Origin of the sequence: Streptomyces profundus, assembly GCF_020740535.1 — a bacterium.
Lineage (GTDB): Bacteria > Actinomycetota > Actinomycetes > Streptomycetales > Streptomycetaceae > Streptomyces > Streptomyces profundus.
In genome coordinates, this window is the sequence record NZ_CP082362.1 from 6567946 (window position 1) to 6582254 (window position 14309).

Here is a 14309-nt window from a genome sequence, read left to right on the forward strand (position 1 = left end):
CGCCGGGCCGCCCCCGGCCCGGCCCCCCCGTGCCCGACCCCGAGAACACCCACAGAGAGGACGCCACGTCGCATGCATCCCTTCCGGTTCGCGGTCACCCTGCTCCAGGTATCAGGCGCCAAGGAATGGGCGGACACCTGCCGCCAGATCGAGTCGCTCGGCTATGACGTCATCCTCGTGCCCGACCATCTGGGCAAGCCCTCGCCCTTCCCCTCGCTGGTGTCCGCCGCCCAGCTCACCTCGCTGCGGGTGGGGAGCTTCGTGCTGAACACCGGCTTCTACCACCCGGACATGCTGGCCCGCGACATCACCACCACCGACCAACTCACCGGCGGACGCCTTGAGGTGGGCCTGGGCACGGGCTACGCGCACCCCGAGTTCCACGCCCTCGGCCTCGACCCCGGCAGCCCGCGCGACCGGGTCAACCAGCTGGAGCGCACCGTCAAGGCGCTCGACGCGACCCTCAACGATCCGGCCACCGAGCCGGCCAAGGCACAGCCCTCGGTGCCGCTGCTGATCGCGGGCAACGGCAACCGGGTGCTGCGGCTGGCGGCCGAGAAGGCCGACATCGTGGGCTTCATCGGCGGGGCGTACGACCCCGACAGCCCGGAGGGGCTGCGCGCCGTGTCCTACGAGGTGTTCGACGAGCGGGTCGCGTACTTCTCCCGGGTCTCCGCGCACCGCAGCCCCGCCGTGGAACGCAACTTCCTGGTCCAGCGCGTCATCGTGACCGACGACCGGGAGGCGGCGGTCCAGGAACTGGCGCCCCAGTACCCGTTCCTGACCGTGGACGAGGTGCGTCACGCGCCGGTGCTGCTGATCGGCACCGTCGACGAGATCATCGCCGAGGTGCGCGAGATGCGGGAGCGCTGGGGCATCTCCTACATCAGCGTTCTTGAGCCGTTCATCGACTCCTTCGCTCCGGTGGTGGAGGCCCTGCGCGGCACCTGAGGGGCCACCACCGCCTCCGTGACGGTGTCCTCCCTGCTGTCGTACGCCTCGCGCGCCCTGCTGATGGCCGTCCCGTGCCGCTCCGCCCAGGCGATCAGCGCGGCGAGCGAGGCATGCAGTTCGACGGCCATGTCGGTGAGCGTGTACTCGACCTTGGGCGGCACCGTCGGATAGACGGTGCGGACCAACAGGCCGTCACGCTCCAAATGCCGCAGGGTCAGCGTGAGCATGCGTCTGCTGATGCCATCGACCCTGCGCTCCAGCTCGGTATAGCGAATCGGGCCGTCAGCGGTCGCCACGATGATCTGCGCGCTCCACTTTCCACCCACCTGACCGATTACCTCGCGTAAGGGACAGGCTTCCGGAGGGACGTCGCTCACCGGCACATCGGTGTTCCTCTGGAACATGAAAATTCCCCCTTTCAGCGGGCCATCTGCTCACAGAAAATGTCCTCTGTCACAAGTCGTACCCGAAGTGTGCCCGCCTCTGACGCCGGGCACCGACGTGAGACTCCCCACTGAAAGACTTCTCCGTGAACCCAACTCCCGCTCGACAGGGGTCCGGCCGGGCCCTGGGGCTGCTGGCCTTCGCCCAGTTCATCGTCGCCATCGACTACAACATCGTCTATGTCGCCCTACCCGACATCGGCCGCGAACTCAACTTCTCCGCACAGTCCCTACAGTGGGTGGTCACGGCCTACGCGGTCGCGTTCGGTGGGTTGCTGCTGCTCGGCGGGCGTGCCGCCGACCGGCTCGGCCCACGGCGCATGTTCCTCTCGGCCCTCCTCGTCTACGGCGTCGCCTCGCTGGTCGGCGGGCTCACCACCTCCGGTGAGGTGCTCGTCGCCGCCCGGGCGGTGCAGGGCCTGGGCGGCGCCTTCCTGTTCCCGGCCACGCTCAAACTGATCAACACCACCTTCGACGAAGGCCCGGCGCGCAACCGCGCGTTGGCCACCTGGGGTGCGGCGGGCAGCGCGGGCCTGGCCTTCGGCGCGCTGCTCGGCGGCGTGCTCACCGAGTACCTCGGCTGGGCGTGGGTGTTCTTCGTGAACGTGCCCCTCGCCCTGGCCGCCGCCTTCGCCGCGCCGCGCTGGCTGCGGCCCGACTCGCCCGCCGAGCGGGGCAGCGGCTTCGACGTGCCGGGCGCGCTGATCGCCACCGCCGGTGTCACCCTGCTCGTCCTCGGCCTGGTCAGCGGCCCCGAGGCGGGCTGGCTCTCGGTCCGGGGGGCCGGTTCGCTGGTCGCCGGGCTGGCGCTGCTCGGGGTGTTCCTGCTCGTGGAGCGCCGCACCAGGGACCCGCTGGTGCCGCTGCGCATGTTCGGCAACCGGAGCCTGGTCGCGGCGATGCTGGTGATCTTCCTCTATCTGGGTGTCACCAGCGGCCAGTACTACCTCTTCACCACCTACCTCCAGAACGTCCTGGACTACGAGGCGCTGGCCGCCGGGTTGGCGTTCCTGCCGCCCGGGCTGCTGAGCGCCCTGGGCGGCGGCCCGGTGGCCGCCTGGCTGGTGAACCGCCTGGGCACCCGCACGACGCTGACGATCGGCATGCTGATCACCGGCGTCGGACTGGCCATGGTGGCCCTCGCCTTCAGCGCCGACGGCTCCTTCCTGGCCCTGCTGCCCGGCATCGTGGTCTGGGGGCTGGGCGGCGGTGTGGCGTTGACCACCCTGTTCGTCTCGGCGGCCTCGGGCGTCGCCCCCCAGGAGCAGGGCATCGCCTCCGCGATGGCCTCCACCGCGCAGCAGATCGGCGCCGCCGTCGGGCTCGCGGTGATCGTCGCCGTGGCCAACGCCGGTCTCGACACCGGGGCGTCCGACCTCCCGACCGGCGAGGTGGTCGACGGGCTGCGCACGGCCGGTCTTGTCGGCGCTGGCATCGCGGTGGCCGGGGCGCTGATCGCGCTGGCCATCAGGCCGCCGGCGGCGCCGGCGCCGGCCCCCGTGCCTGACGCCCCCGCGGCCGTCCCGGACGAACCGGGCGCCGGGGAGGTGACCGGAAGCGGTCGACGTGTGAGCTGACGCACCCGTCGAGCCGAGAGACCGCCCGACCGCCGGGCGGTCTCTCGGCATGCCCCGGACCGGGGTCGAAACCGCGTCCCGGCTCATGTCCCCACCAAGGCGGCGTGTAACCGGCAGGCACTTCGTGCGAGCATGGAAGAACGGGGAATCGGAAAATCCGGAGAGGCGTCCGGGCGGCGGCGGGGCGGGGTCGGGGGTAACAGGAACGCAGCCTAGGAGGATGTTTACTGGTGAATGCCGGCCATTATCAGATTGACCGGAATGGCCGCGGTGGCCCGCCTCATCCGGCCGCCCGCGGAAGAGAATTCACGGCGCTGAACTCCCTGCTCTCCGAAGCTCTCCGGGGGACGGGACGCGTCGCATGGATCAACGGCCCGCTCGCCAGCGGCAAGACCGAGCTGTTGAACGCCCTCGCGCAACGGGCGGCGCACTCGGGCGCGTTGACCCTGACGGCGACCTGCTCGGCCCAGGACCAGAGCGGCCCGCTCGGCGTCATCTCCCAACTGCTCCTGAGCGGCGGCGAGTTACCCATCGACCCGGCGGCCTCCGGCTCGGGCTCGGCCGAGGACATCTCCTTCGAGCGGCTGCGCGGGCTGGCCGGCCGTCTCCACGCGCTGGCCGACCGGCGGGCCGTGGTGCTCGCGATCGACGATGTCCAGCACGCCGACGAGCCGTCCCTGCGGTGCCTGTTGGAGCTGGTGCGCCGCTCCAGGTCGGCCCCGCTGCTGGTGGCGTTCACCGAGTGCACCACATCGCGCGTCGCCCACTCGGTGCCGCATATCGACCTGTTGAGCCAGCCACACGCCCACTGCGTCCAACTCGCCGGCCTCTCCGAGCAGGACACCGCCGACTTCCTGGCCGCCTACCTCGGCCCCGCGACCGCCACCCGGCTCGCCCGGCGGTGCCTCCAGGCCAGCGGCGGCAGCCCGCTGCTCATCCGGGCACTCGTGGAGGACTACCGCATCGCCGAGGCGGGCGGCTTCGAGCCGGCCGCCGGCGAGATCTTCCGGCAGGCCGTGCTGCGCTGCCTGCGCGGCGGCCACCCACAGCTCCGCGAGGTGGGGCGCGCCGTCGCGCTGCTCGGCGACGGCGGCGGCTCGTCCGGCACGGTGAGCCGGCTGCTCAGGATCGACCATCCCACCACCGAGTGGGCCATCGAGGCGCTGACCGCGATCGGGCTCCTGCGCGACGGCCTCTTCCGGCACCCGGCGGCCCGTGAAGCCGTCCTCTCCGACCCGGACTTCACCCACCGGGGGGCGATGCACGGGGCCGCCTACTCGGCACTCAACGCGGCCGGAGCCGGCGCGGTCGCGTTGGCCGAGCACATCATCGCCGGGCAGGTCGAGAGCGGATGCGCCACGCTCGTCCTCAGGGAGGCCGCCGAGGACGTGCTGGCCACCGGCGACGTCGACCAGGCCCTCCGCTATCTGGAGCACGCCTACGGCATCTGCGCCGACGACCGGCAGCGCGCCGAGATCCTGGTCCTGCTGGCCCGGATGGAGTGGCGGACCAACCCGGTCGGCAGCACCCGGCGGCTGGTCCGCATGGTCGCCGCGAGCCGCGCCGGACTGCTGTCCGCCGCCGATCTGGCGCTGCTGGCCCGGGCCATGGTCTGGCACGGGCGCACCAGGGAGGCGCGGGAGGTGCTGGCGCGCGCCCGCGGCGCCCACCACGGCCCAGGGCCGGCGTCCACCGACCTCCTGGTCACCGAGCTGTGGCTGACGTGCACCTTCCCCTCCCTGGCCGACGCGTCGAACGTTCCGGACGACATCCCGCCGTTCGCCACCTGCGAGTCGATGCTGCCCGTCACGGCCGCCCTGGCCAGCGCGATCGGCGGCCGGGCCGACGAGACGTCGACCGCGACGGCTGAGGGCGTGCTCGACCGGGCGCGGGACAGCGATCCGCTGCTGGAACCCGCGCAACTCGCCCTCCAGGCCCTGCTCTACGCCGGGCACACCGCGCGCGCCGCCGAGTGGTGCGACCGCTACCACGCCAGGGCCTCGGCGGCCGGCGCGACCGCCTGGGAAGCGCTCTTCGCCGCCATCAGGGCGGAGATCTCCCTGCGGCAGGGCGACATGCTCGGCGCCGAGGCCCAGGCACGGGCGGCGATGACGCTCATCCCGCCCCGCAACTGGGGGATCTCGATCGGCTCCCCGCTCTCCAGCGTGATCCTCGCGCTGGTCGCCGACAAACGGTACGACGAGGCCGTCCGCTGGGTCGAGCAGTGCGTGCCCAAGGCGATGTTCGCCAGCCGCTTCGGCGTTCAGTACCAGTACGCGCGCGGGCAGTTGCTCCTCGCCACCCGCCGGCCCAACGAGGCGCTCGACGACTTCCTCGGCTGCGGCGAGTCGCTGCGCGAGTGGGGGCTCCAGCAGTCGGGGCTCGTGCCGTGGCGAGCCGGCGCCGCCGAGGCGTGTCTGAGGCTGCACGACCCGGCCAGAGCCCGCGATCTGGTGACGCGCCAGCTCCGGCTCCCCAGCTTCAGGGACGAACGGGCCCGGGGCACCACCCTGCGGGTGCTCGCCGCGACCCACCCGCCCCACACCCGGCGGCGGCTCCTGGAGGAGGCCGTCGACCTGCTGGATGTCGCCGGCGACGTCCATGAGTTGGCCCGGGCCCTGGGCAGCCTGGGCCACACACTCAAGCAACTGGGCCAGAACGGCCGCGCCCGCGTGGTGCTGGAGCGCGCCGCCCGGGTCAGGCACGGCAGGGGCACGGCCCGGACATCCACCGCCCTCGTGCCCGAGCGCCCACCCGGCGCCGGCGTCGTGCACCTCACCAACGCGGAGCACCGCGTCGCCAGGCTGGCCGCGCTCGGCCACACCAACCGCGACATCGCCACCCAGCTGAGCGTCACCCCGAGCACCGTCGAGCAGCACCTGACCCGCGTCTACCGCAAACTCAACGTCAAACGCCGCCGCGACCTCCCCACCAACCTGCGCGCGCTCCACGTCACCTCCGCCCATCCGGCCATGACCACCGACCCCGTCGCCAACGCCGGCTAGGGAATATCGGCCCTCACAGCGCGAGCGCGCGGAGGCGGTCGTTGCGCAGGAGGTACACCCCCGTGTCGTCGGCGAGGAGTTGGGGGTCGCCGCCGGTCGCCTCGCCGTCCCGCAGGTGCCAGGCGACCTCGCCGGTCGCCGCGTCCAGCGCCGTCACCGCCGTGTCGAACTGTCCGGCGGGCGGGAACACCAGACCGCCGGCGGCGAGGCACCCGGCCGGCGGCGAGACGAAGGGGTCCTCCGCCTCCCACTGCCAGAGCGCCGAGCGGTCCGCCGTGGCCAACGCGCGCACCCCCCAGCGCGCCTCCGCGAGGAACAGCGAGTCGCCGGCGAACGCCGCCGCGCCGTAGAGCGCCATCCCGTCCGTCTCGTTCTCCTCGCTCGCCTCCGCGAGGTCCGGGTCCGAGTCGGGCTCGACCGACCAGATCGTCGAGCCGTCAGCGGCGTTCAACACCAGAATGCCCCGGCCGGTGACCGCGGCGCGGCCGGCGCCGTCGGTCACCACCCGCCGCGACGGCATCCCCGTCCAGGAGTCGTCCGTCAGCTCGGCGCCGAGCTCACGCGTCCACAGCTCCGCGCCGCTGTCGGCGTCGAACCCGTGCACCGAGTCCGCGGCCAGCACCAGGACGACGCCGTCCGACACCGCGCCGGCCACCTCGTCCCCGCCGACCGCGGGGAACGTCGTGCTCCAGAGCACCTCGTCACCCGCCGTGTCGTACGCCAGCAGCGGACGGCGTTCGGCCTCCGCCTCCTCCGGATCCGCCGACGGGTCGAGACCGGTCACGAACAGCACCGCCCCCCTGCTCCCCACCACCGGCGTCGCTCTCATCGTGCGCAGCGCGATGCCCAGCGGCCGGGACGCCCAACTCCGCCCGGTCCGCGTCTGGGTGAGGCCCAGCTGCTGCCCGCCACCGCCCACCATCTGGTGATGCGCCAGCAGCCGCCCCTCGTCCACCGCGACGGGGGCATTGCCCACCAGGCCCCGACGCGACCACAGGAGTTCCCCGGTGCGTCCGTCGAACGCGCTGCTGAGCAGCCCGGGGACGAAGATCGCGCCGTCGGCCAGCACGGCCCGGCCGACGGGCGGCACCTCAGCCGCCCTGGCCCACCGCTCCCTGGCGCTGATATCGGACGCCGCCGCCGGGGCGAAGGACAGCCGGGGAGTGGACGCCGACCTCGCCCGCCGCCCGAGCAGATGCCCGGCGAACCCGGTCGCGGCCACGCCGCCGAAGCCGGCCGCCCCGAGGAGCAGCGCGCGCCGCCGAGGGTCGGACGACGCCGGTGGCGCGTCGCGCAGGGGCGGGAGGCGCGCCCAGTCGGTGTCGGCGAACGCCCGCAACTCCTGCCGCGCGGACGCCGGCAGCACCTCGACCAGCGGACCCGCCTCCCCCAGCAGGGAACCCAGCTCGGCAAGGGAGGGCCGCGCCGCCGGGTCGGCGGCGAGCCCCGCCTCCAGCACCGCGCGCACGGCGGCCGGCGCTCCCGTCAGGTCGGGCGCCGAGTGCCGGACGCGGTACGCCAGTTCGTCGGGGGTGCCGATGCCGAACGGGTCCCGCCCCGTGGCCGCGAACGCGAGCGTCGCCGCGCAGCCGAAGACGTCCTCCGCCTCGTCGGTCACGGCCTCCCCGCGCTCGGGCGGGGTGTACCCGGGGGACCCTTCGGGCCCCGACGGTGTCGCGGGGGGCGCGGTGCCACTGGCCCTGGCGATCCCGAAGTCCACCAGCCGGGGCCCGTCGGCCGTGAGAAGCACGTTGGACGGCTTGACGTCCCGGTGGACGGTCCCCGTGGCGTGCAGCCCGAGCACGGTGTCGACCAGGGACACCGCACAGCGCCGCAGGGCCGGTTCCGGCAGGGGGCCGGCGCTCTCGACGCAGCGGCGCAGCGTGGGCCCCGGCAGGTAGGTGGTGGCGAGGTGCGGGGCGGGCCCTTCGAGGGCCGCGTCCAGTCGCCCCGGCACCCCGCGCACCAGGGTGCCGGCGGCGTCCAGCAGCTCCAACGTCCTGGCCTCCGAGGCGAGACGGAGCAGCGACTCCGCGTCGTCGCGGTGCGGAACCTTCAGCGCGGCCAGGCGCGTTTGGTCGTCCCTCGCCAGATAGACGACCCCGGCGCCGCCGGCGCCCAGGCGGGCCAGCGGCGTCCAGCCGCCCACCAGGGCGGGGTCGGCGGCCGTCAGGGGACGCGGACCGCCGGCGCGGTGCTCGGGCTGTCGTCGCATGCCGCTCACTCCACCGGAAGGCCGAAGGCCGTCGTGCCGTCCCAGACCAGCATCGCGTCGGGCCCAGCGAACACCGAGTACGTGGCCAGGTCGGCGCGCTCCGCGTGCCGGAAGGCCCACTGGACCGTGCCGGTACGCGCGTCCAGCGCCATCACCTCAAGACCCCCGACCAGGAGGGTCGACCCGGACGGGCTGAGCGCCATGCGCGGGTGGATGATCCCGGCATAGGCGCTCTCGTCCCGCAGCGCGGCGCGCCACAGCTCCTCACCGGAGCCGAGGTCGAGCGCGATGACCTGCGTATCCCGGTCGTTGACCAACAGGACTTCGCGTTCCTCCCCGTCAAAACGCAGGATCTCCACCCGGGGGTTGCCGAGCCGGGACTCCGCCGTGCCGATCGGCCGCTCCCACCGCAGGTCGAGCGTGACCGCGTCATGGACCTGGATGTCGCCCTCCAGTCCGCTGATCAGCAGACCGCGGTTCTCAAGCGGGGTCAGCCAGCTGAACGTCATCACATCGTCGAGAGCGCGGACCTGCTCCTCCTGACCGTCCCGCAGCCGATACGAGGCATGACGGAAGCCGCCGTCGACGACGCTGACCGTGTGCACCGACTCGCCGTGGACGAAGAACAGCGCGTCCGAGGCGTCCATCGGCACGGGTACATGCCAGCGTTCCTCCCGCTCGGCGGCGTCGTACAGGGCGATGCCGTGCGTGTCGCCGACGTCGTCCTTGACCGTCCGCGTCCACAGCAGGAGCGTCTGCCCGTCCTCGGCGTCCCAGTGGACATGGTCGATCCGATGCCCCACATAGTCGGGATCCTCCGGCAGATACCGGGTGTCGGTCCACACCCGCGCCCCGGTCTCGGTGTCGATCACCACCAGCTCGCCCCGGTGGAGAAACGCCATCCGGTCCTCCCCGAGCCTCATGGGCGCCACGTCCTGGAGCAGGCTGGCGTCCACCCCCAGATCACCGCGTGTCCACAGCTCCTCGCCGGTGGCGAGGTCGAGCCCCGTCATCCGGTTGGTGCTCGACACCAGCACCGTCCCGCTCTCCTGGACCCGGGGGCTGAACGGGGACTCACCGGGCGCGTCATAGCGCCAGACCGGCGCCGGGGCGACGCCCGAGGGAAGGGGACGGGGCTCCGGGTAGGGCGAGAACAGCGCCCGGCTCCCGCCGCCCCGGCCGACCACCCAGCCCGCCACGCCCGCCGCGCCCGTCAACGCGCCCACGGCGCCCGCCGCGGCGGCGACCCCGAGCAGCGCGCGCCGGGACGGCGCCTTCTCGGGAGCCGCACCCCGGTCGGGCGCCGGCGGTCCGGCGGGGGAGACCGGGGCGCTCCACGTGGTCCGCTGGTCGTCGCCGGGCGGCGCCCCCTCGCTTCCCCGGGGAACGGGCGGCACCGTCGCCGGCGTCGGCGGGAGGGGAGCCGGCGCTGGCAGCCGGTAACTGGTGGCGGAGTCCGGGTCGTCGGGCGCCGCCCGGAGGTCGGACGCTCCGTCAGCGGGCGGGGGCCCGGCAAGAGCGCCCCGCCCTTCTCCAGGGGCGGCGGCGTCGGCCGCCCCCGGCCAGGCGAACTCCCCCGGCAGCGCGTCGGCCAGCCGGTCCGCCACCTCGCCGACCCCGGGACGCCCACCCGCGTCCTCCGCACAGCCGGTCAGGAACGCCGCGAGCTCCGGCGGCAGCGCCCGCGGGCCGCCCGCCGCCTCAAGCAGCAGGGCCGCGAGATCCCCGACATCCCCGTCGGGCGTCGGCGCCGCACCCACGGGGTGCAGCAGACCGCACCCCGTGTGGGGTACGGGGCCCTCGTCCGTCAGCTCCACCGTGGCGCTCGACAGCGCGCCATGGCCGACCCCCTCGTCGTGGAGCGGACGCAACGCGTGCGCGAGCGCCACCCCCAACTCCCGTATCCCCGCCGCCGGGAGCGCCCCCCGGCCACCGATGGCGTCCGCCAGCGAGGGGCCGGTGGCGGGGGCCGTCACCAGCCACGGCAGCGGGGCGTCGGGATCGTCCGCGACCAGAGCGCGCCGCGCGGCGGGCCCGATCGCCCGAGCCACCCGCGCCTCGTGCCTGACCCACTGCCGGTGGGCCTCCACGACCGCCGTGTCCTGGGCCACCACGGTCAGACCCACCGTCGTTCCCGTCGTCACCTGCCACGCCCAGTGGCGCCGCATGCCGGGCGGGGCCCCTCCGGGGCCCTCCGCCGACAGCCGGTAACCCTCGGGGGTCCCCGTCCCGTGATCGGCGAGACCGCCGTCCGCCATGCCAGCCCCCTTCGCTGTCGTGGTCCTTCCGCAGGTGGTTCCCGCCCCCGCCCGGCGGCGGTCGGTCGCCCGACCTCCCCTGCTCAGGGGACGGGCATGGCCATCAACTGCCCAGCGCGCAGCAGGAAGACACGATAGCCGGAGCCCGCGAGACGCCACTGGCCGCGGCGCCCGTCGGAGACGGCCCACAGCGAAGTGCCGTTGTGCGCCAGCCAGGTCGAGACGCCCTTCGTGCCCGGACCACCCAGCGTGGTCCAGACGCTGGCGCCCTCCCACACCGGCGGCTCGGGGGGCAGCTCGTCCTCGACGTCCAGCCGCGCCGACCACAGCTGCTCGCCGTCGGCCGCGGTGACCCGGACCAGATCCCAGCCATGGACGGCGCACACCCCGTCGTCGGCGGCGACCGGCTGTCGCCATTCGGCGCCCTGCCCGGGCAGGGACCACGCCTCGCCCCCCTCCCCGACCTCCAGCGCGAGCAGGCTCTCCCCACCGACCACGACCCGTCCGTCGATGACGGCCGGCGCGCCCGCGGTGTCGGCGAAGCGCCCGTCCCGGCTCCAGCGGACGCCGCCGTCGGCCGCGTCGTAGGCGGCCAGCCGGTCGGCGGTGGCCAGGAGCACCGTGCCTTCGTGGAGTGCCGCCCCCGGCCGCTCGCCGGCCAGCGCGGTCGCCGCCCGCCACCGCTCCTCGCCGGTCCGCAGGTCGAGTGCGGTCAGGGTGCCGTCGGTGGCCAGGACGAGGCCCGTCTCCGTGTCGGCGGTGAGGATCGATTCCACCGCGACCGAGCTGCTCCACAGCGTCGTCCCGTCGGTGGAACGCAGCGCCCGCACCTCGTCGTTCGCGGTGGCGACCAGCACCAGCTCCGTGCGCCCCGCGCCGCCGGCCGCCATCCCCGAGGCGGGCAGCGCCGACTCGTCCGACCACACCGGCGCACCGTCCACCACCCCGAACGCCGCCAGGCCACCGGAGGCCGCGGCGGCCAGGACGACGTCCCCGGCGGGCAGCGGCGCCGGGCCTTCCTCCGCCAGATCCTCCCGCGTCCAGTAGGGGTCGGGCGCCAGACCCGGCTGGTAGTCCGTCAGCGGGGCCGCGTCCGAGTCCAGGCCGCCGGTGGCCGCGTCGTCGTTCGGCCCGCCGCGCCACCACGCGGCGCCACCGGCGGCCACCAGGGCGGCGCCCGCGACCCCCAGCGCGCGGCGCCGCGTCGGACCTGTGGCCGTACCGGTGCGCCCGCCGCCGCGGATCGCGGTCCGCGCGGCCCGCGCGCGGGCGGCTATATCCCCGGCCACCGGCTCCACGGTCCAGAACCCGGGGGCCGCCACCCCGTCGGCCAGGCCGAGCAGATCACGGGGGGCCGGGCGGTCGCCCGGCTCCTTGGCCAGGCACGCGGCGATGACGGAACGCAGCTCGGCGGGCACCCCGTCCAGCTCGGGTTCGCCGTGCACGACCTGGTAGTTCGCCCAGTGCACATCGGTGGCGGGGAACGCGGGATGCCCGGTGCCGGCGATGACCAGCACCGCGCCCAGCGCGAACACGTCGGCGGCGGGACCGGCCCGACGGCCCGTCAGCTGCTCGGGGGCCGCGTATCCCGGCGTGGCCGGGATGCCGGCGGTGGTCAGGGTCATCCCGTACTCGGGCCGGGCGATACCGAAGTCGATCAGACGTGGACCCGTGGCGGTCACCACGATGTTGGCGGGTTTGAGGTCCCGGTGCACCAGACCCGCGCGGTGGACGTCGTCGAGAGCGGCGGCGAGTTCGGCGGCGAGCTGCCGCAGGGCGGCCGTGGGCAGGGGGCCGTGCCGCCCGAGGTGCGCGGCGAGCGAGGGGCCCGCCAGGTACTCGGTGGCGATCCAGGGCTGACCGTCCGTGCCATGGCCGACGACCCGCGCGACACGGGCGCCGCGCACCGCCGAGGCCGCGACCGCCTCACGCGCGAACCGGCGCACGAGCTCCTCGTCGTGCGCGACCTCGGGCAGCAGCACCTTGACCGCGACCGGTCGCGGTCGCGGGCCCGAGCGGCGGCGGGCGAGATACACCTTCCCCATCCCGCCGGCACCCAGGACACCGACCAGCCGATAGGGCCCGAGGGCGGCGGGATCGTCGGGCGTGGTGGGAGCGATGTCGTCGGGCATGGACCGCATCGTAGGAACCCCCGCGAGGGTTCCGCAGCCGCGTCCACGCCCGGTGCGCCGGGTGCGGGGCGCCGCTGGCCCCGCACCCGGGTCCTGAGCCGGTGGCTCAGTCGGTGTAGACCTCGGCCCGGTCCACGCTCACGAACGCCGCGCCGGAGTCGGGGTTGTGCTCCCCGGTGACCCGGACCGTCAACGTGTGCTCGCCGTGCGGCAGTCGGGGGCTGAGGTACTGGAGTGTCTCGCCCACCCGGATCGGTCCGTGCAGGTCGACGCGTTGCTCGGGCCCTCCGTCGACGCTGATCGCGGCGATGCCGTTGCCGGTGTCGCGCACGGACAGCAGGGCGATCCTGGTGCCGGTGAAGGAGAACGTCGCGGTGGCGCCCGCCTGGTCGGTCCAGTGGTCGTCGCCCCAGAAACACTGGGTGGCGCAGCCGGCGCCCGCGTTCCAGGAGCCGTCGAAGGTGACGGTCCCGGCGCCGCTTGAGCGGCCGTCGTCGTTGATCCAGTAGGTGCCCGACCCCGGGTCGCCGGACGGCAGGTCCTGGGTGGCGCCCAGCGCGAGCGGGGTGCCGAGGTCCGGGCTGCCATCCGCGTGCCAGCCGATCCGCTGGGCGCGGGTGGTGCGGTCGGTGTAGGTGTTCACGGACGTGGTCTTGCCGTGGTAGATGATCCAGTCCTCGGTGCCGTCGGGCGACTGGAAGAACGTGTGGTGTCCTGGCCCGTAGACGCCGGCGGCGTCGTTCCTGGCGAAGCGCGGTCCCTCGTGCTGGGTCCAGTTCCCCGGGACCAGCGGATCGGCGTCGTCCGGCAGGGACATCATCCACACCTGGTAGTCGGGTTTGCCGGTGTCGCAGGTCGAGTACGTCATCCAGGTGTGGCCGTTGCGGTAGAGGAACGCGGGCCCCTCGCGGACCTCGGGGCAGCCGCCGGCGCCGTCGAGGGGGACCGCGTCGCCCGAGACGGTGTAGGGGTTGGACATCGGCGCGATGTTCAGCCCGTTGTGCTGGTACTCGTTGAGCCCGCTGTAGGCGAGGTAGAGCCGCCCGCCGTGTTGGAGGATGCCGGGGTCGATGGCGAAGTCGTCGACGTGGTTGGGCGGTTCGAGCTTGCCCTTGAAGTGGTAGGGGCCGCGCGGGTCGTCGCCCTCGGACTCCAGGACATAGAGCCGGTGGTGCTCGTCCACGCCGTCGTCGGCCGTGTAGTAGAGGTACCAGCGGCCGTCGAAGCGGTAGAACTCGGGCGCCCAGATGTGCTGGTCGCGCGAGGGGTCGGTGTCCGTCCAGACCGTCACGGGGTCGGCGGCGAACAGGGTGGCCAGGGAGGGCGAGCTCCACATCCTGATGGCGTCGCCCTGGGTGGTGGCGAGGTGGTAGTTGCCGTTCGCGTGGGTGAGGAACGGGTCGGGCCCCGTGTTCAGTGGGTTGCGGAAGGTTCCGGCTGCTGTGGGCATCGAGTCTCCTGCGGTGGCCTGGGGCATCCAGGCCAGGCCGATGAGCAGTGCGAACACCGCCGCGACCAGGGTGGTTCGGGATCGGGCGCGCATCGTCTGGCTCCCTCGTCTGAGCACGTCCATGAACGCCGCGCCGGCGTCCGCTGACGGTTGCCTATGGCATCACGATGCTTACAGCGATGTAAATGCCCTCGCGGCCCGGCCCTCCATTGACCGTTCGCCCGGCCGCGCGCGCCCGCTCCAGCCGTGCGCGCGCACGCCCGGGCGCGTGCGCT

At 74.1% G+C, this 14309-nt stretch carries 8 protein-coding genes; 3 read left to right on the plus strand and 5 right to left on the minus strand.

The genetic code is table 11. From position 1 onward, the window contains the following. The first annotated feature begins 72 nt into the window (after nucleotides 1–72). Nucleotides 73–951 (plus strand): TIGR03621 family F420-dependent LLM class oxidoreductase, encoded by an 879-nt coding sequence (locus K4G22_RS27625; protein ID WP_228083181.1) that lies wholly within the window; start codon nucleotides 73–75, stop codon nucleotides 949–951. Here K4G22_RS27625 and K4G22_RS27630 read toward each other — a convergent pair. Then, a complete protein-coding gene (locus K4G22_RS27630) occupies nucleotides 882–1358 on the minus strand; it encodes a winged helix-turn-helix transcriptional regulator (protein ID WP_228083182.1) in 477 nt (158 codons plus the stop codon). The genes K4G22_RS27625 and K4G22_RS27630 overlap by 70 nt on opposite strands. A gap of 125 nt (nucleotides 1359–1483) precedes the next feature. On the opposite strand from K4G22_RS27630, the gene K4G22_RS27635 reads away from it, so the two are divergent. Both K4G22_RS27635 and K4G22_RS27640 read left to right on the plus strand, forming a co-directional pair. After that, a complete protein-coding gene (locus tag K4G22_RS27635; protein ID WP_228083183.1) occupies nucleotides 1484–2974 on the plus strand; it encodes an MFS transporter in 1491 nt (496 codons plus the stop codon). A gap of 230 nt (nucleotides 2975–3204) precedes the next feature. After that, nucleotides 3205–5979 carry an AAA family ATPase gene (locus K4G22_RS27640; RefSeq protein WP_228083184.1) on the plus strand — a complete coding sequence of 925 codons (2775 nt, stop codon included), beginning with the start codon at nucleotides 3205–3207 and terminating at the stop codon, nucleotides 5977–5979. A gap of 13 nt (nucleotides 5980–5992) precedes the next feature. On the opposite strand, the gene K4G22_RS27645 is transcribed toward K4G22_RS27640, so the two are convergent. The 4 genes from K4G22_RS27645 to K4G22_RS27660 all read right to left on the minus strand — a co-directional run bounded on the left by K4G22_RS27645 (nucleotide 5993) and on the right by K4G22_RS27660 (nucleotide 14127). Next, nucleotides 5993–8194, minus strand: coding sequence for a protein kinase domain-containing protein (locus tag K4G22_RS27645; RefSeq protein ID WP_228083185.1), 2202 nt, complete (start codon nucleotides 8192–8194; stop codon nucleotides 5993–5995). 5 nt (nucleotides 8195–8199) lie between these two features. Next, nucleotides 8200–10452: an outer membrane protein assembly factor BamB family protein gene (locus K4G22_RS27650; protein ID WP_228083186.1), complete on the minus strand. Its 2253-nt coding sequence runs from the start codon at nucleotides 10450–10452 to the stop codon at nucleotides 8200–8202. An 83-nt stretch (nucleotides 10453–10535) separates the two neighbouring features. Further along, nucleotides 10536–12584: a protein kinase domain-containing protein gene (locus K4G22_RS27655; protein ID WP_228083187.1), complete on the minus strand. Its 2049-nt coding sequence runs from the start codon at nucleotides 12582–12584 to the stop codon at nucleotides 10536–10538. 106 nt (nucleotides 12585–12690) lie between these two features. After that, the gene (locus K4G22_RS27660) at nucleotides 12691–14127 is read right to left on the minus strand and encodes a family 43 glycosylhydrolase (protein ID WP_228083188.1); all 1437 of its coding nucleotides are present in this window, start codon (nucleotides 14125–14127) and stop codon (nucleotides 12691–12693) included. Between the last annotated feature and the right edge of the window lie 182 nt (nucleotides 14128–14309).

Excerpts from the sequence above, each read along its gene's own strand:
- K4G22_RS27625 (WP_228083181.1), top strand. The coding sequence starts at position 73 with ATGCATCCCTTCCGGTTCGCGGTCACCCTGCTCCAGGTATCAGGCGCC.
- K4G22_RS27630 (WP_228083182.1), bottom strand. The coding sequence starts at position 1,358 with ATGTTCCAGAGGAACACCGATGTGCCGGTGAGCGACGTCCCTCCGGAA.
- K4G22_RS27645 (WP_228083185.1), bottom strand. The coding sequence starts at position 8,194 with ATGCGACGACAGCCCGAGCACCGCGCCGGCGGTCCGCGTCCCCTGACG.
- K4G22_RS27650 (WP_228083186.1), bottom strand. The coding sequence starts at position 10,452 with ATGGCGGACGGCGGTCTCGCCGATCACGGGACGGGGACCCCCGAGGGT.
- K4G22_RS27655 (WP_228083187.1), bottom strand. The coding sequence starts at position 12,584 with ATGCCCGACGACATCGCTCCCACCACGCCCGACGATCCCGCCGCCCTC.
- K4G22_RS27660 (WP_228083188.1), bottom strand. The coding sequence starts at position 14,127 with ATGCGCGCCCGATCCCGAACCACCCTGGTCGCGGCGGTGTTCGCACTG.